Below are 21,365 nucleotides of genomic sequence, written 5' to 3'. Positions count from 1 at the left end.
GGGCGCGCTCATGCATATCGTAGACGGCGCGCTGTCCAACCCGGTGGTCATCGGCGGTGCGGTTGTCGCCGTCGGTGGCATCGCGATGGGTTTGAAACACCTGCCACTGGAACGCATTCCGGCGGCAGGGGTGCTGTCGGCCAGCTTCTTCGTCGCCTCGCTGATCCACGTGCCGATCGGCCCAAGCTCGGTCCATTTGATCCTGAACGGGCTGGCGGGGCTGGTGCTGGGCTGGGCGGCGTTTCCGGCGCTGTTTGTCGGGCTTCTGCTGCAAGCAGTGTTCTTCGGTTTCGGCGGGTTGACCGTGCTGGGCGTGAACGCGGTGAACATCGCGCTGCCCGCGGTGTTGGCCGGGCTGCTGTTCCGCCCCATGGTGTCGCGCGGCTCGCCCTTGCATGGTGCGATCTGGGGCGGGATTGGTGGCGGGGTCGCCATCGCTGTCACCACGCTTGCCGTGGCGTTTTCACTGATGCTGTCCGGCGACGAATTTGCCGCCGCCGCCAAGCTGGTGTTCGTGGCGCATATTCCCGTGATGGCGGTCGAGGCGTTGTTGACCGGCGCGGCCATATACCTGGCGCGTCGGGTAAAGCCCGAATTGTTTCTGGACGCCAAGGGGGGCTGGGCATGATCCGGATATTGCTTCTGTTGGTCACTGTTCTGGCCCCATTGCCTGCCTTGGCCCACAACGTGATTGCTTCGGTTTTTCCGTCCGGCGATGCGATCGAGGGCGAGGTTGGTTTTTCCAGCGGTGATATGGCCGCTGATCTGGTCATCGAGGTGTTTGACAACAATGGCAACAAGCTGGGCGAAACACGCACCGATGCAGACGGGTTTTTCCTGTTCACGCCCAGCCAACCGATTACCCATATCTTTCGCGGCAATCTTGGCGCAGGCCATGTGGCCGAAGCCATCATGCCCGCCGCCGAAGTCGCAGGCATTCTGGGTGAAACCGCCGCCGCTGACAGCGCGGGCGCATCGGTTCTGGCGGGGACGATAGGGTCGATGGCGCCCCAAATGCCGGGCCTGTCCGATGACACCCGCGCCGAGCTTGCCAAGATGCTGCGCGATGAGCTGCGCCCGATCCGGCAGGAGCTGTCAGCTTACAAGAACAAGTCGGACTTTCAGTCCGTTTTGGGTGGAATAGGCTATATTTTCGGCCTGTTCGGGCTGGGCTTCTATATTGCGGCGCGACGCAAGCTGGGGGGCAAGACATGACCTATGTTCTGACGGGCGACGACAAGGCAATTTCCGGGTTTGGCGGGTTTCGGTCTGCGATCACTTCGCTGGATCCGCGGATGCGGGTGGTGGTCACGGTGCTGTATGCCATCACCGTGGTGGGTCTGTCCGATCTGCGGGTGCTGTCGGGCGCGATGGTGCTGTCCATGTGGCTGCTGGCCATTTCCGGGCTGCCGTTCCAAAAGACCCTGAAGCGGATGGCGATGATGGACACGTTCATCATCTTCATGCTGGTTCTGTTGCCCTTCACCATGCCCGGCACGCCGATCTTCACGGTTTGGGGAGTTTCGGCCAGCTGGGAAGGTCTGTGGCGCGCGGTCGAGATAGGCCTGACCGCCAACGCGGTCATTCTGGCGGTGATGACCATGGTCGGCTCGATGGAGCCTGTCACCATGGGCCATGCCCTGTTTGCCCTGAAAACCCCCGAACGTCTGGTGCATCTGATGATGTTCACGATCCGCTATATCGACGTCTTGCGCGAGGAATATCAGCGCCTGCGCACCTCGATGAAACTGCGCGCGTTTCGGCCCGGTACCAACTGGCACACCTATCGCAGCTATGGCTATCTGGTGGGGATGATGCTGGTGCGTGCAATTGAACGGTCGGAACGTATTCTGGCGGCGATGAAATGCCGGGGCTTTTCCGGCCGGATCGTGCTGCTGGACGAATTTCGCCTGACCCGCACCGACCTGGCCTTCGCGGCGGCGCTGTGTCTTGCTATGGCTGCCCTTGTCTGGGCCGAGGTTGTCTATGCCGCTGCTTGAGCTGTCCGGCATCCACTTTGCCTATCCCGGCCTTGATCCGGTGCTGGAGGGCGCCTCGATGCGGTTGGATCCGGGCGAACGGCTGTCGCTGATCGGGCCGAACGGGGCAGGAAAAACCACGCTTCTGAAGATCGTCATGGGGCTTCTGCCTCCCGCGCAGGGAACGATCACCGCCTTCGACAAACCCCGAAAGGACGAGGTTGACTTCCACGAGGTACGCCGCCGGATCGGCTTCGTCTTTCAGGATGCCGATGATCAGTTGTTCTGCCCCACCGTGGCCGAAGACATCGCCTTCGGGCCGCTGAACCTGGGTAAGACGCGGGACGAGGCTGTGGCAATTGTCGATGACATTCTTGCACGTCTGGGTCTGACGCATCTGCGCGACCGCGTGACCCACAAGCTGTCGGGGGGTGAAAAGCGGCTGGTGACGCTGGCGACGGTGCTGGCGATGGAACCCGAGGTCCTGATTCTGGACGAACCGACAAACGCGCTGGACCCGGACAATTACGCGCGGTTGGTGGCGATCCTGAAAGGGTTGGAGCAGGCGATCCTGCTGGTCAGCCACGACCCTGAGTTCCGGGCCGCGATCGCACCGGGCGGGTATCGGCTGGAAAACCGGGTACTGACGCGGGTTTAGACTCTATTTCAGCCGAACGACACGCCCACCTGCCGCGATTGCATCGGCCTCGTCATGGGTGACCAGCAGCACCGGCAAGCCGCGCGCCTTTGCATGGTCAAAGACCAGTTTTCGCACCTGTTCCCGCAGCTCGGCGTCCAGACCGGAAAACGGTTCATCCAGCAACAAGGCATGCGGTTCGGACAGCAGCATCCGCATCAGGGCGACCCGCGCGCGCTGCCCGCCGGACAGGGTGGCAGGGTCGCGGGGGGCAAACCCGCCCAGGCCCACTTCGGCCAGGGTCGCCTCTATCCGTGCCCGGCGTTCGGCTTTCGTGCCACCGCGTTTCAGCCCGAAGGCAAGGTTTGCGCCGACAGACAGGTGCGGAAACAACAGCGCGTCTTGAAACAGGATGCCGATGCCGCGTTTGTCCGGCGGCAATCCGGTCAGGTCGCGCCCGTTCAGCCGGATTTGGCCTGAAAGCGAGAAGTCCGGTGAAAGAGTGCCTGTTATGGCCGATAGCAGGGTGGATTTTCCCACGCCTGACGGGCCCATAATGGTCACGACCTCGCCGGGGGTGACATGTGTGTCGATGGCCAGCAGGGGGCGGCCGGCATGGGTGATTTTGACCTTGTTCACGTACAAGCCCTTATCCATGCAAAAGCCCCTTTCGATTGCGCCAGACCAAGGCAGGCAGCGCCAGCGCGAAGGGCAGCAAGGCGGCTGCGGTTTGCATCAGCCCAAAGACGCCAATGGCGCGGCGATCCCCGCCAGCAGCCAGCGCGATGGCCTCGGTCGTCAGGGTCTCGATGCGTCCGCCGCCGACAAGAAGCGTGGGCAGGTATTGGCCGACAGACACAGCAAGCCCCACTGCGATGGCGGTCAGAAGGGGCGCGAGCAGCATCGGCAGGCGGATGCGCCACAACACGCGGTCATGGCTTGCCCCGAGGGCTGCGGCGACGGTGGCTTGGCGCGTGTCCCATGCCTGCCACGGCCCATCCAGAGACAGGCGCAGATAGGGCAGCACAAAGACCAGATGCGCCGTCACCACCGGCGCGCGGCCCATATCCAGCCCAAAGCCCAATAACAGGGTCTGAAGCCCCGGCAGAAACGCGGTTTGCGGCACGATCAGCGGCAGATAGATCAGCCACATGCCGCGTTGGGTCAGGCGCAGATTGCGGCGATGCTCGGTTTCCAGACAGCCGATTGTCAGGATCAGGCCGATAGCAACGGCGGTGATGGCGATCAGCATGGTCTCGAAAAAAGCATCCTGACTGCTGGAATAGTGACGCACCCAGTTGCGCGCGGTGAGTTGGTCGGGGACCAAGTCCGGGAAGCTCCAAAACCCCGCGACGGACCAGATGGCGAGGCTCAGCAGCCCGAGAAGAAGCGCGAGCGAGATCGCGGTGCCGGTGGCGAAGCCTGCAAGCCGCAAGGGGCGGTCGTGGTGGCCGCGATGACCCGCTTCGATCCGCAGACAGGCAAGGCGCGCGACCAGCTTTTCGCCCAGAAACCACAGGCCCACGGCACCGATGACCAGCGCCAGTTGCACCAGCGCGGCAGCGGCGGCTTGCAGGCGGAAGGCAAGGTCGGGGTCCGACATCCAGCGCACGATCTGCACCGACAGGGTGGGGGGCGTGGACGGGCCAAGGATCACTGCCACATCCACCACCGACATGGACCATGTCAGCACCACCAGGACGGGCAGGCGGATGCGGGCATAGACGGCCGGAAACACCGCGAACATCCATGCGGACATGCGCCCGTAGCCCATGCTTTGGCTTAACGCCATACGGCGGCGTCCGTCGATCTGGCCCAAAGCGGCGATGGACATGAGCAGCAGGAACGGCATCTCTTTCATCACCATGCCAAGGGTCAGGACAATGCCCCACGGGTCGTTCAGGATCAGAAGGTCGGGGGGGCGGTCCCAGCCGGTGAGCCACGGGGAAAACAGGCGCGCAATCCAGCCTGACGGCGCGATCAGAAAGGCCAGCCCGAAGGCCGCGGCGGCGTGCGGGACGGACAGGAAGGGCGAGAGCAGGCGTTCAAGGATGCGAAAGCCGCGCGTGCCGGACCAACCCGCAAGGATCAGAGCTGTGATCGTCAGCGACAGGATTGCGGCGGCCAGCCCTGTTGTCACGGACAGCCGCATCGCGGGGCCGAACCCTGGCCAGTTGAACAGATCGCGGAACGCATCAAGTGACGGGCCCGACACCCCTGCCGCCGGAAAATGCCCGAAGGCGGGCAGAACGGTGCCCCACAGCCCCGCCGCAACAGGCCCCAACAGCACCAGAACGGTGAGCGCCGGAAATAGCGCCAGTCGGTAAAATCTGCGGGATTGGGCCATAACAGGGTCTATTGCACGCCGTATCGGACCTGCCAATCCTCGGCAATGCGGGTCATCCAACTGGGATGCGGTTCGTCCTGCACATCGCCCAGCATCTGCGGGCTAAGTGTCGCGATGCCAAGGTCCAGCGCGTCAAACCGTGCGCGATCTTCGGGCGGCAGGGATTCGACATGCAGCACAGTGCCATAGCCCAGCACCTCGGGGTCTTGCGCGTGGGCCTGTGCTTTGGGCGACATCAAGAAATTGGCCACCACCATCGCGCCGGCCTTGGCGCTGGAATTATACGGGATCGCCACGAAAGACGCGTTGCCGATGGTGCCCTTGTCCAGCACGAAGGTGCGCACGGTGGCGGGCAGTTCGTAGTTCGCGATGGCGGTCGACGCCTCGGACGGTGAGAAGCTGATCGCCAGGTCGATCTCATCATCATTCATCAGCTGAATCTGGCGCGGGCCGTTGGCGGGATAGGCGCGGCCCTGGCGCCACAGCGTGGGTGTGATGTCTTCGAGGAAATCCCACAGCGGCGCGGTCACGTCGGCATAATTGGTGTCGGACACGGGGCGCGAGAGTACCTCGGGGTCGTCCACCAGTTCGACCAGCATTTGCTTCAAAAACGTGGTGCCCAGAAAATCGGGCGGCTGGGGATAGGTGAAGCGACCGGGATTGGCTTTGGACCAGTCAAGGATTTCAGCGGCCGAGGGCAGGGGGGTCGGAATATCCGCCGTATCATACATGAACACGACCTGCGCCATCGCCCATGGGGCCTCATACCCTTCCACCGGGACGGTGAAGTCGGTGCGCACGGTTTTGCCCTCGACATCGACATATTGCCAGTTGGGCAGGTCCTCCGCGAAGGGGCCGAACAGCAGGCTGTTTTCTTTCATGGACGCGAAATTGGCGCCGTTGATCCAGATCAGGTCGACCGCGCCATCCGTGTCCTTGCCCGCCTGCTTTTCCGACAAGACGCGGGTGACGGCGTCGGCGGTGTCGGTCAGCTTCACATGCTCAAGCGTTACCCCGAACCGCCCGCTGACCTGATCGCCGACCCACTCGATAAACGCGTTTGTGGTGGGCGACCCGCCCCATGCGTGCCAAAAGACGGTCTGGCCGTGGGCTTCGGCCTCGACTGCCTCCCATTCGGCTGGATTAGGGTCTGATAGGGCCGGGTAAGCCAGCGCGCCGAACAGCAGAGCGGCGGCAAGGGCGAGGTGTTTCATGGGGTCTCCTGTCGGTCGAATGAGATATGGCCAAACGCCTGATACGCGCCCCAGACGCGCAGGGTGGCGGTGGCAAAGCAAAGCGCGCCGAACAGATAAGCGAGCGGCGCGAAATATGTGGGCAGAAGGCAGAACAGGACGAAGAAGGCGATGGTCTCGGTCCCTTCCAGCAGTCCGTTGGAGTAATAAAGCGATTTGACGCCTTGAGCACGGGTTGTCAGGCGGTGCTTTTCGGCCAGGATTGCATAGCCCAGAAAACTGGCGCCGTTGACATAGAAGGACAGCAGCAGGAAGGCCCCGGCGACGGCATTTGCCGTTGGGTCAAACAGGACGAACCCGAAGGGCACGGCGCCGTAGAACAGGAAATCGGATGCGATATCCAGATAGCCGCCAAAGTCGGTGCGCTGTGTCGCCCGCGCCACCGCGCCGTCCAGCCCATCTGCAAGGCGCGAGGCCAGAACAAGGCACAAACCCACCGCAAAAGCGCCCATCGCCACCGCGCCCGCCGCTGCCAGACCAAGGCCCAGCCCCGCCAGCGTCACCGCGTTTGCGCCAATGCCATGGCGCGCCAAACCGCGCCCGGCCACGTTCAGCGGCGGGTCAATCAGTTTGCGTGCGTAAGCGTCCAGCATTGACGGCCCCTTCGTTATCCCGTTCCGTGTGCACTCATGTTTTGCGCCATTTGGCCCGGATGTGCGGCCTTCGTCCATCGGGCAAACGAAAACGTGAGCGATTGTCAGTGGTTGCGGATGTCACGCGCCCCCTTGCACCCGACCCGGCTTTCGCGTTCTGTGGACCTATCACCCAGACGACGAGGTTCAGATGTCCCGCTCTTCCCCGCACAAGACGCGCATTGGTTTGAATGGTTTTGGCCGCATCGGACGGTCGATCCTGCGCATCCTGTCTGCCGCGCCTTCAGATTTCGAAGTGGCGTTTATCAATGATATCGAGTCCCTGGACACCTGCGCCTATCTGTTCAAATACGACAGCGTGTTTGGCCCGTTTGCAGGCCAGGTCGAGGCGGTGGAAAACGGTTTGTCGATCAACGGCACGGTGATCCCGTTTCATGGGCTTCATGACATCAGCACAATGGATTTGTCGGATGTGGATGTGGTGCTGGAATGCACCGGCATGGCGGGCAAGCGTGCTGTAGCCGAGCGGGGTCTGCAAGCGGGCGCGCGCAACGTGCTGATTTCTGGCCCGTCGAACGAGGCGGACGTGACCATCGTGCTGGGTGCGAACGAAGAAAAGCTGTCGGGGCAGAAGATCGTGTCGAACGCGTCTTGCACAACCAACGCCCTGGCGCCGCTTTTGAAGGTGCTGGACCGGGAGCTGGGCGTGATCGGCGGTCATATGACCACCGTTCATTGTTACACCGGCAGCCAGCCGACCGTGGACAAACCGCGCGCCAACCCGGCCCGGTCGCGTGCTGCTGCCTTGTCGATGGTGCCCACCACCACCAGCGCGCATGAGTTGGTGGGCGAGGTCCTGCCCCAAATGGCCCGCCGGATCGAAGCCCGCGCAATCCGGGTGCCGACCGCCAGTGTCTCGGCCATCGACCTGACGGTACGCACCGGGCGCGACGTGTCGGTGGACGAGGCGCGCGCGATCCTGAAAGACGCCGCAAATGGGCATGTGCTGGGCTGGACGGAAGAGCCGCTAGTGTCCAGCGACCTGCGGATGCGACCGGAAAGCCTTGTGCTGTCGGGGCCGGAAACCTCGGTGTCGCAGGGCGGGTTGCTCAGGGTTTTTGGATGGTATGACAATGAATGGGGCTTTTCGCATCGAATGCTGGACGTGGCGCGCATGATCGCGCAGGCTTAGACAGGCTTGAAGGATCACGTCATGGAGCGCATCGGGTTCATCGGCACGGGCGAGATTGCGGCCGCCATGGTCACAGGGCTGACCGGGCGGGGCCATCAGATCACCGTGTCCGACCGCAACGCGGCCATCGCGGCGGCCTTGGCCGCACAGTTCACCGATGTGGCCATCGCGCCGAATGAACAGGTGGTCGCCGACAGCGACATCATCTTCCTGTGCCTTTTGGCGGATGTGGCGCGTGATGTGCTGCCCGATCTGGCCTTTCGCGCCGATCAGCGGGTGATTTCGGTGATGGTCGATGTGCCACTGGCCGATCTGAAGCTGCTGTGCGCCCCGGCCACCGAGATTTCGATTATCATTCCCTTGCCTTCGATTGCCGTGGGCGGCTCGGCCCTTCCGGTGTTTCCCGACAGTGCGGCGCTGCGGACCCTGTTTGGTGACACCGATCTGATCCTCCCCACAGGTGCCGAAGCGGCTTTGAACGCGCATTTTGCGGCCACGGCGCTGGCCTCACCGATCCTGGATCAGATGCGCGCGGGGGCGGCGTGGCTGGCGGCGCAGACAGGGGATGAAACCGCCTCCGAACAGTATGTCGCCACGGTCTTTGCGGGCTTTCTGCGCAGCATGACCGAGAACCCGGAAACATCCTTCACCGACCTGCTGGACAGTCTGGCGACCGAAGGCGGTTTGAACGCCACCCTGCGCGCCCATATGCGCAAAGCGGGGGCGATAGATGCGTTGACCGACGGCCTGGAGGCGCTGAAGCCGCGTCTTGGGCTGGCCGAGTAAGCCCACGGAAAACATACAGAAAATCACCCTCGTGTCGTTTTTTTAAACCTCAAGGCGAGGTTTCGGGCGCGGTGCCGCACAGGTTGGGCTTGCTGATATGCTCGACCGCCCCGCGCCGTTCCTGTCGGGGGGCGTGCGGCAAAGGCTGGCCTGGCCTTTCTGATTGGAGAAATTGTCGAATGAAACGTTTTTTGCTGGTCATGGTTGCCGCCCTGATGGCGGGGATGTGGACGCCATTCCGGTCCATTCCCGCACGGCAGAAGAGGCGTTTCTTGACAAGGGTTTCGGCATCCTTCAACGCGGAAACGCCGTGACCAGACATGAAAACGGGTCGGTGGGAGAAACCGACCCGTTTCTTGTGTTCAGCATCCTGCGTCTGGCGGCCCACCGGCACCGGCCCTGCCGGAGACGCCCCCGCCACACAGGTTACTGAATCACGCTTGCATCGTCGTCCAGCGCGATCTTGGAGACTGTTTCATGGCGAAGCAGATCCTCGATCTGGCGCGATGTCAGGTCGGCGAACAGAAGCTGGATTTCAGCCATGTTGTCATCAACCATGACGCCGTGCTTGTTCAGGTGATCCATCAGGTGCACCCCGTCATCGTTAAAGGCAATCTGCACCGGATGCGAGTGCAGGACCATGCTGTCCATCCGGTCTTTCAGTTTCGGGTCGAGTTTTTCCATGGTCGCACCTTTTGTCAGCAGGTTGGGTGACGGGTCGTCATCTTGGGTCTTGGGTTCATGTCTCTGGTGCGAACCGAGAAACCGGCCTGGGCCTGGAAAGGAACTGGTGATGAAATGTCTTGCACCAGATCGGTTCCTCAGAACGCCCTTACACTATGACGCAAGGGCATAAACGCTGCGAAAAGGCTGCGTGAATTTATCGTCATTAACGCGGTGTTTTCGATGGAACTGCGTGAAAATCGCCTTAGGCGCGCAACAAAACGCCGCCGGATCAGACCCGACGGCATCTGTCATGTGCCTCGCTTCATTCGAGCGCGGCGGCCACCGCGGCCTTGGCGTCGATCAAACCTGCGCCGAAAAATGTCTGACGCGCGTCGGCATCTTCGTTTGGCACATTCATACAGTCGGTTTTCAGCTTCAGGGGGTCGCCCATCATTGGCATGTCGCGGCGGGCGGTGGCGACCAGCAGCGCCTTCAGGTCGCACCCGTCGCGCAGGGGTTTGCCGCTGGCCGATGCGCGTTCCGCCCGGCGCACAAGGGCGATCACTCCGCCGACCAGCGCGCTTGCGCCGGATGTGCCCCCGAACTGTGTGTAGAACCCGTTTGTCGCCTTGCCTGCCGTCAGGTCTTGGTCGGGATCGTCCGTGTCTCCGTCATATCCGAAATGGCCAGGGATGTCGGTGCTCAGCAACGCTTTGCGGCTGTACGGCACCGCCATCGCCGTGTCGGGTTTCAGGTATTCGATCTTTGGCAACTGCTTGGGCGTTTGGCGCATTTGGTGGCGATTGAACACCTGCATGTCGTCAGACGGGGCAACAAGCGTCAGCCCTTCGCCATAATTGGAATAGCCCGAGCGATAGCCCTGGCCCGACACCGCACCCACGGCGATGATGCCGTTTTCACGATTGGCCAGGCTGGCAGGGAAAAGAAGCTGGCTTTCACCTTCATTTCCGGCGGCGCAGACGATGGGAATATGCTTGCTGATCGCGATGAACAGCGCCCGCACCACGCGCCACAGGTGACGCCCGGTTTCCGACACCTGCGGCGCGGTCGGATCAAGGGGTGATGCGCTGTCGTTCAGCACCTTGATCCGGTGCAGAAGGTCGGCGGCCTCGTGGTTGGCCCAGCTTTGCAACTCGGCCATGTGGTCGTTCTTTGGCGTCACGACCGAGGCATCCGGGTCGGGTAGCCCGCGCGGCATGACGATTACATCCGCCTTCTGGTGCCAGGCATAAAGCAGGGCGGCGATGAATTGCAGCGGGTCATTGTCGAACCCCGTACGCAGAGAGATCAGGTTCGAAAACGGATCGGCTCCGAAATAGGGGATCACACCGGGGGAGGGGGCGTGTTGCTGGCAGCAGTCTTCCGGCCCCCCGACAATCAGCCCGCTGACGGCGGTCCCGTGCGAGGCGAACCGGGCCTCGGGGTCGCCGTAGCGGCGCAACTCGCCGGTGCTTTCGGCCAGATGCTGGGCGACCTCGTCAAACATGGTCCGTTCATCGGCGTCCAGCCCATCCAGATGCAGACCCTCGACCGACAGTCCGTCAAAGTTCTTCTGCGTGCCGTCCGACCCGGTTGCCAGTCGCGCCCCATAGGCGGTGCTGGTAAAGTCCAGCGATCGGGCGACATCGACCCGGCCTTTCAGGTTCGGATGGGCAAAGCTGCACCCCACGTCGATCAGGACAACGGTCGAGGCCGTCGCTTTGGGTTTGGTGTCCAGCACGTCCCATAACGTGTCGGAAAACCCCGTCTGCGCCTTGTCGGGAGTCAGTATTCCCAGTGACACAAGGTGCCACAGGTAGTAGTAATTCGCCTCGTCCACCTGATCGGGTTCGATGCATTTTGCGGTTGCTTCGTTCATCTTGTGCCCCCTAGATCCATTCCTGCTGCACGGCCTGGTAGCGCGCGGCAAAGGCTTCCGCGAACAAGGGTGCAAATCGTTTCGCCAAAAGCTGACCCGCCGCGGTGTCGCTGGGATAATGCAGCCCCGCCCATTCCCGGTTCTGCGCCACGTTCAGCGCCGAAGTCGACAAGACCTGTGTCGCTGGATGTTCGGGCAGAATCGTGTTGAACGCATATGCCATAGTGTGACACTGGAAGGAATGGTTGCTGGGATAGGCCTCGTGCGCCGGGTTGGGCAGGACGGGGCGCAGGCGTGGTTCGACCTGGTTGGGTCTGAGCCGCCCAAACAGGCCCTTGTAATAGAGGCCAATATATTCGGTGACGGTCAGAAGCTCCAGAAACAGGGCCTCGGTGTTTTCAAAACCGGCCAGCCCGTCAATGCCAAGGGGGCGGGTGAAGGCGGTCAGGTCCAGCGACGCCTCTTGCAGGATGTCGGGAATACGCAGCTTACGCTCGTCGATATTGCGCTGCATGGCCATCAGAAGCTGTGTCTCTAACCGGCTGTGATCGGGTCCGGGCGGAGGGGGCAGCACGATGTTTGTCCATTCTTCGGGCAGACGCGCGCCCAGATTGGCCGCCCCTGCACGGTGCAGGCGCAACATCGCCTCGGTTGGCATCAAGGCGCCGCTGCTGCCCTGGGCGCTGGGGGCCTGAAGTTTATTCTTGTTCTTGTTTTTATTCTTGTTCTTGTTCTTGTTTTTGTTCAGCACCGATTTGTTGAACGCGGATTTGTTCAGAACCATTCTGACCGCGCTGACGCCTCCTGCGCCTTGGGCACCTGTCCGGCGTTCCATCGTCAGTTCCGTGGTGCCATCGGTGGCATCATCGAATTGCAGTCCGGTGCGGCCAACGGTGATCCGGGCATGTCCCAGAAATCCGGCGATGGTCTCGCAGTGATGGACTGATCCGTCCCGTTCCTTCATCATCTCACCCCCCCATTAATCATTGTTAAGTATGGTCGAACCCGGCCTTGCGCAGCCCCAGCAGGAATTGCCGCCCGCCCTCGGTCGCAAGACCTGGATAGCCGGACCCGCGCAGCACCTCGGTCGAGAAATCCGGCTCGATCTCGGCCAGTTTGCGGGACAGGCTTTCCACCATCTGCACATTGCCCAGATGGGCGTGGCTTGAGATCAGATAGCGCAGGATCGAGTTGAATTTCGGCCGCTGCACCAAGGCCTTTTCCCCGGCTTCGATGGCTGCGGCGTGATCGCCGGCCAGTGCGGCGGCAATGCATTTCGTGGTGTCAAAATAGTAACTGATCGGCGTGTTAGAGCCCAAATGCTGCGCCCAGGACGCCATCGCCAGCGATTTCTTCGTATCGCCGGCATAGGCGTTCATCGTGGCGTAAAGATCCCAACCGATCGCTTGTTCGGGGTCTATTTTCAACGCCCGTTCGAACAGGGACGCGGCCATGTCGAATTCGCTGAACAGATAGGAGTGAATATGTGCCGCCAAGGACAGGACCAGCGGGTCGAATTCGTCTTCCTCCAGCGCGCGGGTCGCGTAATATTGCGCCTCTGAAATCTGCGCGGCGGCATCGGGCGTGAACCGTTGGCCGACCTGGAACGACTTGGCAAAGGCCATCCACGCATAGGTTTGCGCGTTGGGCTGGACCTTCAGAAGATGCATGAGCTTGTCCTCGGCGCTGGTCAGTTCGTTCACCGACAGGCCGAACATCTGATAGATGCATTCGATCAACTGCCCGGCCCCGGCCATCTGCGGGCTGGTGGCGTGTATCTGCAGGTGGCGCCCGATCTGGATCACCGCGTGCGACACCAGACCGTTCAGGGCGGGGCAGGCGGGTTGGGCGAAATCATCAGGGGTGAATGCCTGGCTTGACGACCAGACGGTCACACCATCCTTGCCGGTCAGAAGCTCGACCGACAGGCGCACAGACGGACCTTGGGTGAGTTCTGTCACCCTGAGCACAAGCGGTATTTCGACCCGGCCAAATTCGCTGCGCATCTGCGACAGCGGTTGGTTTTCAAAGGTGCGTACGCTGGGCACCCGGCCCATTTCGCGCAGGTTTCGGGTCAGCTTGTCGATCAGAAGCCCGGCATGGGTATCCCCCGACATGCCGCTTTGCATCCCGATGGCCCATGTGGCGGCCCGTACTGGCCGGACAGGCTCTGATACATTCATTTGCGCACTGATGAGGGGGTCGGGATTCGTGGGCCCGCGCGATAGCCCCAGGGCATCCGGGGACATTTCAGGCGGGGCATCTGCGGCGTCCTCGGTGCCATGATCCACCAGCCGCTGTTCCCAGATCTGGCGTTCCAGGGTCAGCCAGCTTTCAAATTCAGGGTCGCAAATGTCGAACCCTTCCAGAAAATGCTCGGACACCGTGTCCAGCCCGGCAGGGGGCGAAACCTCGCCGCGTTCGACCTTGCCCATCAGTTCGATCGCGTCGACATGGATGCGCGACAGGTCCAGCGAGACCGAGTATTTGTCGGCGCTGAGGATGTCTTTCAGATCGGCACCGAAGCATTTTCGAATGTCCAGAAGCGCCTGCCGCAGACTGGCAGAGGCCTGATCCTCGCCGCGGTCGCTCCACAATTTGTCGCGCAGCCAGACACGTGACCGCGACCCGCGCGGGGCAAGGGCCAGCATCGCCAGAACCGCCTTGGATTTCTGGTTCTTGGGTGTGAACTGGTTGCCCGCACTGTCCTGCACGGCCAGTGGGCCGAACAGGAAGATATCCAGGTCGTGTTGACGGGAATGATCAGCGTCCATTGGCGTTCCTTCGGAAACCTGTGCGGCCAGCGCAAAAGATTGTTTCGAAATACTACCCAAACTCGGCATTTCTTGCAAAAAATGCTCTGACAACAATAGTCCGTTCCCCCAGGATGTTCACCCTGAAGCCACACTAGGCCGCGCCCGTAATCACAGCGTGAACCCGGCGTGAATGTTGGATTTGTCTGGTGAAAGCGCCTGTTTTGGCAGGGTCCGGCGCCGGCGTTGGCCGTCCAGACTGATTCGGTCTTAATCTTGGGTCCGATTGGCAGGGATCGCGGACCGCCGATCCGGCTTGTGGCCGAAGAGCAACGAAAACCCGCAAAACGGCAGGTTTCCCCCATCCGGGCGCCGCCGATGCACGGTCTCAAAAAGGGCTGCGGAAACAATCACAAGGCGTAGAGCTGCCTATTCTTTGGGGTAGTTTCATGCGCCGCCGCCTTGGCAATGTCTTGCCTGCTTAAACATTTATGCTTTGCGGGACTCCCGCGCAGGTTGATTTTGTGTATATTGGCCCCACCACTCAGGCCGGAACGTCGTCTCGCGCATCGTTGCCCCAACGATCGCGAGACGTGTTTTACAACCCTGAATAATGGCGCGCTCGCGCCTTACTTGTGCCACGAATCTACCACAGGGTGGTGGTGGCGGAGCCGTAGAACTGAAACCCTGCGTGATCGCACGGACGGGAGATGGAAATGGTAATCGGTGTTCTTGGTCTTGGAATGCTTGTCGGGCTTGGCACGGCGATCGTCGCGCTGCTGAACGGCTATTCGATCTGGATGGCGCTTTGGTTTTATAGCTCGGTTGGCACATTCTCGGCCCTTGTCAGCATCGCCATGTTGCGCCTGATCCGCGATCACATCCTGACCGACCCGGAGGAGCCGCAAGGCTGACCGGAAGCACCTGATCGAAACCTCTCTGACCTGCTGACCCGCGCCCGGATGCATCGTGGCGCGGTTTTGCGTCGCGCGCGGACTAAATTGGCCCGATGCGCCTTCGGTCCTTGCATCAGCATCCACATCTGCACAAACTAAGCGCATATTCGATGCAGGCACCCATGGGGATAAGTGATTGTCAGAACAGTTTTCTGCGAAACCCAAGAAAAACCCCTATAAGAAAGAGCTTTCGCGCCTGCGTCGGGCGTTTCTGACGGTCGGTCTGTTCAGCGCCGCAATCAACCTGTTGATGCTGACCGGGCCGCTTTACATGCTGCAAGTCTATGACCGCGTCTTGTCCAGCGGGTCGGTGGCCACGTTGCAGGGCCTGTTTGTGATTGTCGTAATCCTTTACGCCTTTCTGGGCGTCTATGAGTTTCTGCGCGCGCGCCTGTTGTCGCGGGCCAGTTACCGGATGGATCAGGCGGTGGGCGCGGATACGTTCGGCTTCTGGCTGCGCTCGGGCTTCGTCGACAACAAGGAACATTACAACCCGGTGCAGGATCTGGGTGTGATCCGTGCGTTTCTGGCCAGCCCGGCGATTCTGGGCCTGTTCGATCTGCCGTGGATCCCGATTTTCCTGGCGGTGGTGTTCTTCATCCATCCCTGGTTGGGGTGGCTGACGGTGGGCGGGGCGCTGATCGTGATCATCGCGGCGGTGATCAACCGTTTCGCCTCGCGGGGGCCGATCAAGAATGCGGGCACAAGCGAAGGGGTCGAACGGTCCTTTGTGGAACGCGCGCGCCGCAACGCCGAAGCGGTGATGGCACTTGGTATGTTGGACAAGGTCACGGATCGTTGGCGCGGGCTGCATCAAACAAGTCTGGGTCATTCCCAAACCGGCGGCGACCGGTCCGAGGTGGTCGCGGCCTTCTCGAAATCCTTTCGCCTGCTGTTGCAGTCCACATTGCTGACCGTCGGGGCTTTTCTAGCGCTTCGTCAGGAAATCTCGCCGGGGATGATCATTGCGACCTCGATCGTGGCGGGGCGCGCGTTGGCGCCCGTTGATCAGGTGATCGGTCATTGGCGCAGCATCGGGCGGGCAGGTGACGCGCATCGGCGGTTGAAAGAGGCGATGGATTACATTCCCGATCCGCAAGCCGGATTTGACCTGCCTGACCCCAAGGGGCATCTGGTGGTGAAGAATGTCACCAAGCTGACGCCCAAGAACTCTCTGGTCAGCGACCGGCCCCGCATTCTGGAACGCGTCAGTTTCGAGCTGGAGCCGGGCGACGGGCTGGGTGTGGTCGGCAGCAGCGCGGCGGGCAAGTCCAGCCTGGCCCGCCTGCTTGTGGGGCTGTGGCAACCGGACCATGGCGAGGTGCGTCTGGACGGCGCGACCCTAAACCAGTGGCAGAACAAGGATCTGGGGCGCCATATCGGATACCTGCCGCAACGGGTCGAGATGCTGCCAGGCACGATTGCCGAAAACATCGCCCGCTTCGACCCTGCCGCCCGCGACGAAGATGTGATCGAAGCCGCGCAGATTGCGGGCGTTCATGACATGATCCTGAAAATGCCGCAGGGCTATGCGACCTATGTGGGCACCACGGAACAGCCCCTGTCCGGCGGGCAGACACAGCGGTTGGGTCTGGCGCGCGCCCTTTATGGCAGCCCACGCCTGTTGGTTCTGGACGAGCCGAACTCGAACCTTGATGCCAAGGGCGACGAGGCACTGGCCAATGCGGTGATCGGGATGCGCCGGAAGGGGTGCACCGTTCTGGTGATGGCGCATCGCCCCAGCGTCATTCAGGCGGTGAACAAGATCCTGATCCTGCACGAAGGCCGGGTGGGCCGTTTCGGAATGAAGGAAGAAGTGTTGCAACATGCAGCACCCCCCCGTCCAACCGCCGCCCCCAGTTCCGTGTTCGAGGTATAAGCGATGGCGAAACCTGCATCCGATCTCCAAAGCCCGATCAAGACCGGGCTGGCCGCCCCCGCCTATCTGGGTGCGCTGGCCTCGCTGGCGCTGCTGGTGTCAGTCTTTGTCTGGATGTCCACGACGCTGATCACCGGGGCGGTGATTGCGCCGGGCAAGGTGGTTGTGCGGGGGCTGCCCAAGAAGGTGCAAAGCCTGGATGGCGGCGTGGTGCAGGAAATTCTGGTCCGGGATGGTGATGTGGTGCGCAAGGGCGATGTGCTGCTCAGGCTGGACCCCAGCCTGTTACAGATCAACCTTGAAATCTATCGCAACCGCCTGTCCGAGGTCATCACCCGCGAGGCGCGTCTGGATGCCGAGTATCAGGAACTTGACGCCCCCGTCTTCAATATCGACAGCCCCTATCTGGATGGCATCGACCTGACCCAGCATTTCAAAGGCCAGCGCGAGATTTTCGTGGCCCGGCGCGAAGTGCTGAGCGGCCGCAAGGAGCAACTGGCCGAGCGGATCAAGCAGTTCGGCAACCAGATCTCGGGTGTCGAGGCGCTGATCAGTGCCAAGCAGGAACAGTTGGCCTATGTCAGTCAGGAACGCGAAACCAAACAGGGGCTGAGCGAACAGGGGCTGGTGCGCGAAAGTGAATTGCTGGAATTGCAGGGGCGCGAATCCTCGCTTTTGGGGCAGATTGCCGAACACCAGTCGGAACTGGCGCGGATACACAACTCGATCCGCGATACCGAACTTGAGATCCTGCAAGCCGATCGCGAGTTCAAGGAACAGGTGGTGACCGAATTGCGCGACACGACCGCCGAACGGGAAGAGCTGACCCTGCAGATCGTAACCGTCCAGAAGCAGTTGGAGCGGATCGACATTCTGGCCCCGACCGACGGGATCGTGCATGAATTGCAGGCCACGACCGAAGGGGGCGTGGTGGCGCCCGAGGCGACGATCACCCAGATCGTGCCGCTGTCTGACGGGGTCGAGTTCAAACTGCAGGTCGATCCGCGCTCGATTGATCAGGTGTTTGTCGGGCAGGTCGCAAAGGTGATTTTTCCGGCGTTCAACCAGCGCACCACGCCTGAACTCTTCGGGACGGTGGCGGGGATATCGCCCACATCGGTCGAAGATCCGCAGACCGGGCAATCCTATTTCCGCATCGACCTGACCCTGCCCGCCGAGGAAATCACCCGCCTGGGCGATGTCGAACTGATCCCCGGCATGCCGGTCGAGGCGTTCCTGCAAACCGGCGAACGGTCGGTTCTGACCTATCTGGCCGAGCCGCTGCTACAGCAGTTAAGACGCGCTTTCCGGGAAGGATAGGCGAAAGCGCCGCCTCGCTGGTTGTGGTTTTTTGGTCATGTCTCACTCGCAGTTTGGCGAAAAACGCAGTATTTCTTGGTGAAAACAGGGTTCTGTGCCAGTCTGCCTCCAATAACAACCGTAAATACAACAGTCGCACAGACGACTGACGAGGCAGACGGGTAGCAAAATGAAACAAATGAGCAGGCGTAAAGCGCCGGTCCTGGGGTGCGTTCTGGTGGCCACGATGGGGCTGTCCGGGTGTGCGACCGATGAACCGTACAAACTCCCCTTCTTCAAGTTCGCCAAATCCTATTCCAGTGTTTCGTCGCAGGCGGTTCCGGTGCCTTTGGCGGATGACACTTGGTGGATGGGGTTCAAGGATCCGGTCCTGAACACATTGGTCGAACGGGCGCTGGCCGGGAATTACGACCTTGAGATCGCCCGCGAAAAAGTGGTCGAGGCACGCGCAAACCGCGACACGATCCCCGGTTTGCTGACCGCAACACCCACGGCGACGCATCGTTATGCGCAACCTCCCGGCGGCACGGCGCGCCACAGCAGCAACGCACGACTGAACCTGGACTGGCTGCTTGACCCCTATGGGTTGCGCCGTCAGCAGGTTCAGGCCGCCGGTGCGCGGATTGACATTGCGGATGCCGAAGAGGACGCCGCCCGTCTGACCGTGTTGCTGAACCTGGCCAATGCCTATGTGGACCTGCGCTATAATCAGCGATTGCTGAATTTGCGGCGCCAGCAGCTTGCCTCGCGCCGCAATGCTGTCACGCAGACCAAGCAGTTGTTCGACCAGCGTGCAGCCACCAAGCTTGATGTGGTCCAGACCGAAGCCCTGGTCGCCGAAACCCAGACGCAGATCCCGGCCCTGATTGCCGCCATCCGCGCGGGCAAGGCCGAGATCGCGGTTCTGACCGGTGTCGCCCCCGGTCGGCTGGGTGTCAGTCTGGATGGCAATGCCAGTCAGCCCCGCCCGTCGAAAACCCTGAAAACCGGCGTTCCCGCGGACATTCTGCGCAATCGGCCTGATATGAAAATCGCCGAACGCAGTTATTACGAAGCCGTCACGAATGTCGGCATTGCGCGGGCCGATATGTACCCGTCGCTGTCGCTGAGCGGCATGATTGGCTATGGCGCGACCAGCGGGGCGGATGGGCTGGAATATTCCATCGGGCCTACCTTGAATCTGCCGTCCTTGCCGATGAAAGCGGACAAATCGCGTGTCGCTGCTCGACAATCCGTCGCCCGTCAGGCCTATGCTGGTTGGCAATCCGCCGTCCTGCGCTCGGTGAGCGAGGTCGAGAGCGCCCTTGCCGCCTATCAGGGCAGCCGAAACGCCGTTGTGGAATCACAACGCCGCGTGCGTCTGAACCGCGAAGCCCGCGACCTGACGCAAGAGCTTCTGACACGCGAAGGCGCCACCATCCGCGACCTGATCAGCGCCGAGGAACGGATCGCTGATGCCGACACCGCCCTTGCCGACAACCTGCGCCTTCTGGCCCGCAACTATGTGCGCCTGAACATCGCTTTGGGGGCGGGAAGCCAGGTCGGTGAGGTTGAGGAAGAGACCGTGGTCGAGGTGAAGTCAGCCAGCTCAGTGACCAACTGACAGCGTCCGCGCCCATCGGGCGCGTGTTCAAAAAACCCACCCGGCGATGGCGCCCGGGTGGGTTCTCCTTTGTGAATATGTCACCAAGCGGGAATTGCGCGACAGGGGCGGATCAGCGAATGCTAAATTCGCGTTCCAACGTGACGAACAACTCGTTGCTTTCACGGTCAGTGTCACCCGGTTGCCGACGCTTGCGATACTCGTAGCCTGCGATCATATCCCAATTTGCCGTCAGGTCACGATTATAGGTGGCGCGGAAACCAGATACGGATGTGGTGGCACCGGTTGCGACATTTGTCACTTCTGCATAGTCCAATTCAAACCCCAAAGAGGCATTGGGCGAGACATCTGTGTCAAAACCGAGCGACGCGGTGGTCGAGCGGTTTTCGACCCCGCCGTCCGAGGTGTCATAGCTGCGTTCGAGCGAGGCATTGACTATACCGAAAGCCAGTTCGTTGTTATAACCCAGACTTCCGATCCAGTTTACATCGCCGGCATTCGACCGTGTCGCTCCGACACCTGCGGTGATTGATCCGCCTGGTGTTTCAAGTTCACCCTGCACTTCGATTGTGTCACGACGACCGGTGGTGCTGATGTCAGTTGTGTATTCTGCGGTGATGTTTCCACGAGGAAAATCGCGTGTCACGGAAAGACCGCCGGTCACGCCGTCTTGCAGTGTCGTTCCAATTAGGTTCGTTTCCTCGATCTCGGAATAGCCCAGACTTGCGGTCACACGAGTGATCGGGTCGATCTCGTAAGTCAAGCTGGCGGTGGCCCCAACAGTACGGCGCGAGGTGCGGACCGCGTTCATTGCGTCATACTGTTCCCAGTCCAGCGCAATGCGGCCCTCCATCACGGGCGAAAACTGCAAACGGGCGAAGATTTCAGCCGCCGTGGTTTCATCGTCATAGTTGCCCGGATCCGTCGTATCCCAGTATTCGGTTTTGTCGTATTCCAGAACTGTACCGAATCCGAAAGGAGCAGTGCGCCCCGTTTCGAAAGAAACCAACGCGCCGTAGTTACCGCGCACACCGTCTGAGGGAACGAGATCGTCAGGCTCAAGCCCGTCTTCAATCAGTTCATCAATACCTGCCAACGGATCTTCGAATTGCAGCGACACCTGTCGGTAGCTCAGTTCGGCTTCAAGCAGGCTGTCGGCGCTTTCCAACTGATACCCAAGTACGATGGACGGATCGTCAAAGGTTGTGTCGGTCGATTGTCCGGGAAATGCAGCGGTCCGGATGGTTCCAGCCAGATCAGCACTGAACCGCGCAACACCCGTCTCGCTCAGCAGCCCGAACCTCACGGTGTTGTCCCATAGGGTTGACGTGCCCGGGGATGGATCGCTGAAACTGAGATTGTCATTGACCCGAAGAGTGGATTCGATCCCAAGGGTCAATGCAAAGCCTTGGGCCGCCGCGTCGGCGCCAGCATCCTGACCTGTGGCGGGAACCAACCCGGTTGCAACAAGGCTGGTTCCAGCCAGGAGGGTGGCTATCTTTTTTTTGTGTCCCACCTGTTT

20 protein-coding genes are annotated in these 21,365 nt (G+C 61.3%); 10 read left to right on the top strand and 10 right to left on the bottom strand.

All coding sequences use genetic code 11. The annotated features are described in order from the left end of the window. The first annotated feature begins 10 nt into the window (after nucleotides 1-10). From cbiM to IE188_RS13210, 4 genes are read left to right on the top strand one after another with little or no spacing between them, the layout of a single operon-like run. On the top strand, nucleotides 11-628 hold the full coding sequence (cbiM, locus tag IE188_RS13225) for a cobalt transporter CbiM (RefSeq protein ID WP_191286989.1): 618 nt from the start codon (nucleotides 11-13) through the stop codon (nucleotides 626-628). Beyond that, a complete protein-coding gene (locus IE188_RS13220; RefSeq protein WP_191286988.1) occupies nucleotides 625-1,215 on the top strand; it encodes a cobalt ABC transporter permease in 591 nt (196 codons plus the stop codon). Before cbiM ends, IE188_RS13220 begins: the two co-directional genes overlap by 4 nt. Next, nucleotides 1,212-2,000 (top strand): cobalt ECF transporter T component CbiQ, encoded by a 789-nt coding sequence (gene cbiQ, locus IE188_RS13215; RefSeq protein ID WP_191286987.1) that lies wholly within the window; start codon nucleotides 1,212-1,214, stop codon nucleotides 1,998-2,000. Before IE188_RS13220 ends, cbiQ begins: the two co-directional genes overlap by 4 nt. Continuing rightward, the gene (locus IE188_RS13210) at nucleotides 1,987-2,637 is read left to right on the top strand and encodes an energy-coupling factor ABC transporter ATP-binding protein (RefSeq protein WP_191286986.1); all 651 of its coding nucleotides are present in this window, start codon (nucleotides 1,987-1,989) and stop codon (nucleotides 2,635-2,637) included. The genes cbiQ and IE188_RS13210 overlap by 14 nt, the downstream gene beginning before the upstream one ends. A 3-nt stretch (nucleotides 2,638-2,640) precedes the next feature. Here IE188_RS13210 and IE188_RS13205 read toward each other — a convergent pair whose 3' ends face one another. The 4 genes from IE188_RS13205 to IE188_RS13190 are packed head-to-tail and all read right to left on the bottom strand — an operon-like array spanning nucleotide 2,641 to nucleotide 6,809. Further along, entirely contained in the window at nucleotides 2,641-3,273 is a 633-nt protein-coding gene (locus IE188_RS13205) for an ATP-binding cassette domain-containing protein (RefSeq protein ID WP_191286985.1), read from the bottom strand. Then, on the bottom strand, nucleotides 3,266-4,963 hold the full coding sequence (locus tag IE188_RS13200) for an ABC transporter permease (RefSeq protein WP_191286984.1): 1,698 nt from the start codon (nucleotides 4,961-4,963) through the stop codon (nucleotides 3,266-3,268). Before IE188_RS13200 ends, IE188_RS13205 begins: the two co-directional genes overlap by 8 nt. A gap of 8 nt (nucleotides 4,964-4,971) precedes the next feature. Next, the gene (locus IE188_RS13195; protein WP_191286983.1) at nucleotides 4,972-6,177 is read right to left on the bottom strand and encodes an ABC transporter substrate-binding protein; all 1,206 of its coding nucleotides are present in this window, start codon (nucleotides 6,175-6,177) and stop codon (nucleotides 4,972-4,974) included. After that, nucleotides 6,174-6,809, bottom strand: a complete 636-nt coding sequence (locus IE188_RS13190) for a CDP-alcohol phosphatidyltransferase family protein (RefSeq protein WP_191286982.1) — start codon at nucleotides 6,807-6,809, stop codon at nucleotides 6,174-6,176. The genes IE188_RS13195 and IE188_RS13190 overlap by 4 nt, the downstream gene beginning before the upstream one ends. 190 nt (nucleotides 6,810-6,999) lie before the next feature. On the opposite strand from IE188_RS13190, the gene IE188_RS13185 reads away from it, so the two are divergent. Both IE188_RS13185 and IE188_RS13180 read left to right on the top strand, forming a co-directional pair. Continuing rightward, nucleotides 7,000-8,001 (top strand): type I glyceraldehyde-3-phosphate dehydrogenase, encoded by a 1,002-nt coding sequence (locus tag IE188_RS13185; RefSeq protein WP_191286981.1) that lies wholly within the window; start codon nucleotides 7,000-7,002, stop codon nucleotides 7,999-8,001. Between the two features lie 21 nt (nucleotides 8,002-8,022). Further along, nucleotides 8,023-8,787 (top strand): NAD(P)-binding domain-containing protein, encoded by a 765-nt coding sequence (locus IE188_RS13180; protein ID WP_191286980.1) that lies wholly within the window; start codon nucleotides 8,023-8,025, stop codon nucleotides 8,785-8,787. A gap of 49 nt (nucleotides 8,788-8,836) precedes the next feature. Here IE188_RS13180 and IE188_RS13175 read toward each other — a convergent pair whose 3' ends face one another. From IE188_RS13175 to IE188_RS13155, 5 genes are all read right to left on the bottom strand, one after another. Beyond that, entirely contained in the window at nucleotides 8,837-9,175 is a 339-nt protein-coding gene (locus IE188_RS13175) for a hypothetical protein (protein ID WP_191286979.1), read from the bottom strand. A 38-nt stretch (nucleotides 9,176-9,213) separates the two neighbouring features. After that, complete coding sequence (locus IE188_RS13170; protein ID WP_191286978.1) at nucleotides 9,214-9,471, bottom strand: hypothetical protein; 258 nt, start codon at nucleotides 9,469-9,471, stop codon at nucleotides 9,214-9,216. A gap of 304 nt (nucleotides 9,472-9,775) precedes the next feature. Next, nucleotides 9,776-11,332, bottom strand: coding sequence for a S8/S53 family peptidase (locus IE188_RS13165; protein ID WP_191286977.1), 1,557 nt, complete (start codon nucleotides 11,330-11,332; stop codon nucleotides 9,776-9,778). A gap of 10 nt (nucleotides 11,333-11,342) precedes the next feature. Further along, on the bottom strand, nucleotides 11,343-12,299 hold the full coding sequence (locus tag IE188_RS13160; protein WP_229836816.1) for a phosphatase PAP2 family protein: 957 nt from the start codon (nucleotides 12,297-12,299) through the stop codon (nucleotides 11,343-11,345). A gap of 22 nt (nucleotides 12,300-12,321) precedes the next feature. Further along, the gene (locus tag IE188_RS13155) at nucleotides 12,322-14,106 is read right to left on the bottom strand and encodes an SARP family transcriptional regulator (protein ID WP_191286976.1); all 1,785 of its coding nucleotides are present in this window, start codon (nucleotides 14,104-14,106) and stop codon (nucleotides 12,322-12,324) included. Nucleotides 14,107-14,801: 695 nt separating this feature from the next. On the opposite strand from IE188_RS13155, the gene IE188_RS13150 reads away from it, so the two are divergent. The 4 genes from IE188_RS13150 to IE188_RS13135 all read left to right on the top strand — a co-directional run bounded on the left by IE188_RS13150 (nucleotide 14,802) and on the right by IE188_RS13135 (nucleotide 19,843). Next, entirely contained in the window at nucleotides 14,802-14,999 is a 198-nt protein-coding gene (locus IE188_RS13150; protein ID WP_191286975.1) for a hypothetical protein, read from the top strand. A 178-nt stretch (nucleotides 15,000-15,177) separates the two neighbouring features. After that, nucleotides 15,178-16,920, top strand: a complete 1,743-nt coding sequence (locus tag IE188_RS13145; RefSeq protein ID WP_191286974.1) for a type I secretion system permease/ATPase — start codon at nucleotides 15,178-15,180, stop codon at nucleotides 16,918-16,920. 3 nt (nucleotides 16,921-16,923) lie between these two features. After that, entirely contained in the window at nucleotides 16,924-18,240 is a 1,317-nt protein-coding gene (locus IE188_RS13140; RefSeq protein WP_191286973.1) for an HlyD family type I secretion periplasmic adaptor subunit, read from the top strand. 178 nt (nucleotides 18,241-18,418) lie between these two features. Then, nucleotides 18,419-19,843 carry an efflux transporter outer membrane subunit gene (locus IE188_RS13135; protein ID WP_191286972.1) on the top strand — a complete coding sequence of 475 codons (1,425 nt, stop codon included), beginning with the start codon at nucleotides 18,419-18,421 and terminating at the stop codon, nucleotides 19,841-19,843. 112 nt (nucleotides 19,844-19,955) lie between these two features. Here the strand turns inward: IE188_RS13135 and IE188_RS13130 are convergent, their stop codons facing one another. Continuing rightward, nucleotides 19,956-21,359 carry a porin family protein gene (locus IE188_RS13130; RefSeq protein WP_191286971.1) on the bottom strand — a complete coding sequence of 468 codons (1,404 nt, stop codon included), beginning with the start codon at nucleotides 21,357-21,359 and terminating at the stop codon, nucleotides 19,956-19,958. Between the last annotated feature and the right edge of the window lie 6 nt (nucleotides 21,360-21,365).

Origin of the sequence: Aliiroseovarius zhejiangensis (assembly GCF_014656375.1) — a bacterium.
Taxonomy (GTDB): domain Bacteria; phylum Pseudomonadota; class Alphaproteobacteria; order Rhodobacterales; family Rhodobacteraceae; genus Aliiroseovarius; species Aliiroseovarius zhejiangensis.
The sequence above is the reverse complement of the archived record's forward strand: the minus strand, read 5'-3'. Positions and strand labels throughout refer to the sequence as shown.

Bases quoted from the DNA above. Each gene is read 5' to 3' on its own strand.
- IE188_RS13195 (WP_191286983.1), bottom strand. From the start codon at position 6,177: ATGAAACACCTCGCCCTTGCCGCCGCTCTGCTGTTCGGCGCGCTGGCT.
- IE188_RS13220 (WP_191286988.1), top strand. From the start codon at position 625: ATGATCCGGATATTGCTTCTGTTGGTCACTGTTCTGGCCCCATTGCCT.
- IE188_RS13210 (WP_191286986.1), top strand. From the start codon at position 1,987: ATGCCGCTGCTTGAGCTGTCCGGCATCCACTTTGCCTATCCCGGCCTT.
- IE188_RS13160 (WP_229836816.1), bottom strand. From the start codon at position 12,299: ATGATGAAGGAACGGGACGGATCAGTCCATCACTGCGAGACCATCGCC.
- IE188_RS13200 (WP_191286984.1), bottom strand. From the start codon at position 4,963: ATGGCCCAATCCCGCAGATTTTACCGACTGGCGCTATTTCCGGCGCTC.
- IE188_RS13180 (WP_191286980.1), top strand. From the start codon at position 8,023: ATGGAGCGCATCGGGTTCATCGGCACGGGCGAGATTGCGGCCGCCATG.
- IE188_RS13150 (WP_191286975.1), top strand. From the start codon at position 14,802: ATGGTAATCGGTGTTCTTGGTCTTGGAATGCTTGTCGGGCTTGGCACG.
- IE188_RS13155 (WP_191286976.1), bottom strand. From the start codon at position 14,106: ATGGACGCTGATCATTCCCGTCAACACGACCTGGATATCTTCCTGTTC.
- IE188_RS13205 (WP_191286985.1), bottom strand. From the start codon at position 3,273: ATGGATAAGGGCTTGTACGTGAACAAGGTCAAAATCACCCATGCCGGC.
- IE188_RS13135 (WP_191286972.1), top strand. From the start codon at position 18,419: ATGAGCAGGCGTAAAGCGCCGGTCCTGGGGTGCGTTCTGGTGGCCACG.
- IE188_RS13165 (WP_191286977.1), bottom strand. From the start codon at position 11,332: ATGAACGAAGCAACCGCAAAATGCATCGAACCCGATCAGGTGGACGAG.
- IE188_RS13185 (WP_191286981.1), top strand. From the start codon at position 7,000: ATGTCCCGCTCTTCCCCGCACAAGACGCGCATTGGTTTGAATGGTTTT.
- cbiQ (WP_191286987.1), top strand. From the start codon at position 1,212: ATGACCTATGTTCTGACGGGCGACGACAAGGCAATTTCCGGGTTTGGC.
- IE188_RS13190 (WP_191286982.1), bottom strand. From the start codon at position 6,809: ATGCTGGACGCTTACGCACGCAAACTGATTGACCCGCCGCTGAACGTG.
- IE188_RS13140 (WP_191286973.1), top strand. From the start codon at position 16,924: ATGGCGAAACCTGCATCCGATCTCCAAAGCCCGATCAAGACCGGGCTG.
- IE188_RS13170 (WP_191286978.1), bottom strand. From the start codon at position 9,471: ATGGAAAAACTCGACCCGAAACTGAAAGACCGGATGGACAGCATGGTC.
- cbiM (WP_191286989.1), top strand. From the start codon at position 11: ATGCATATCGTAGACGGCGCGCTGTCCAACCCGGTGGTCATCGGCGGT.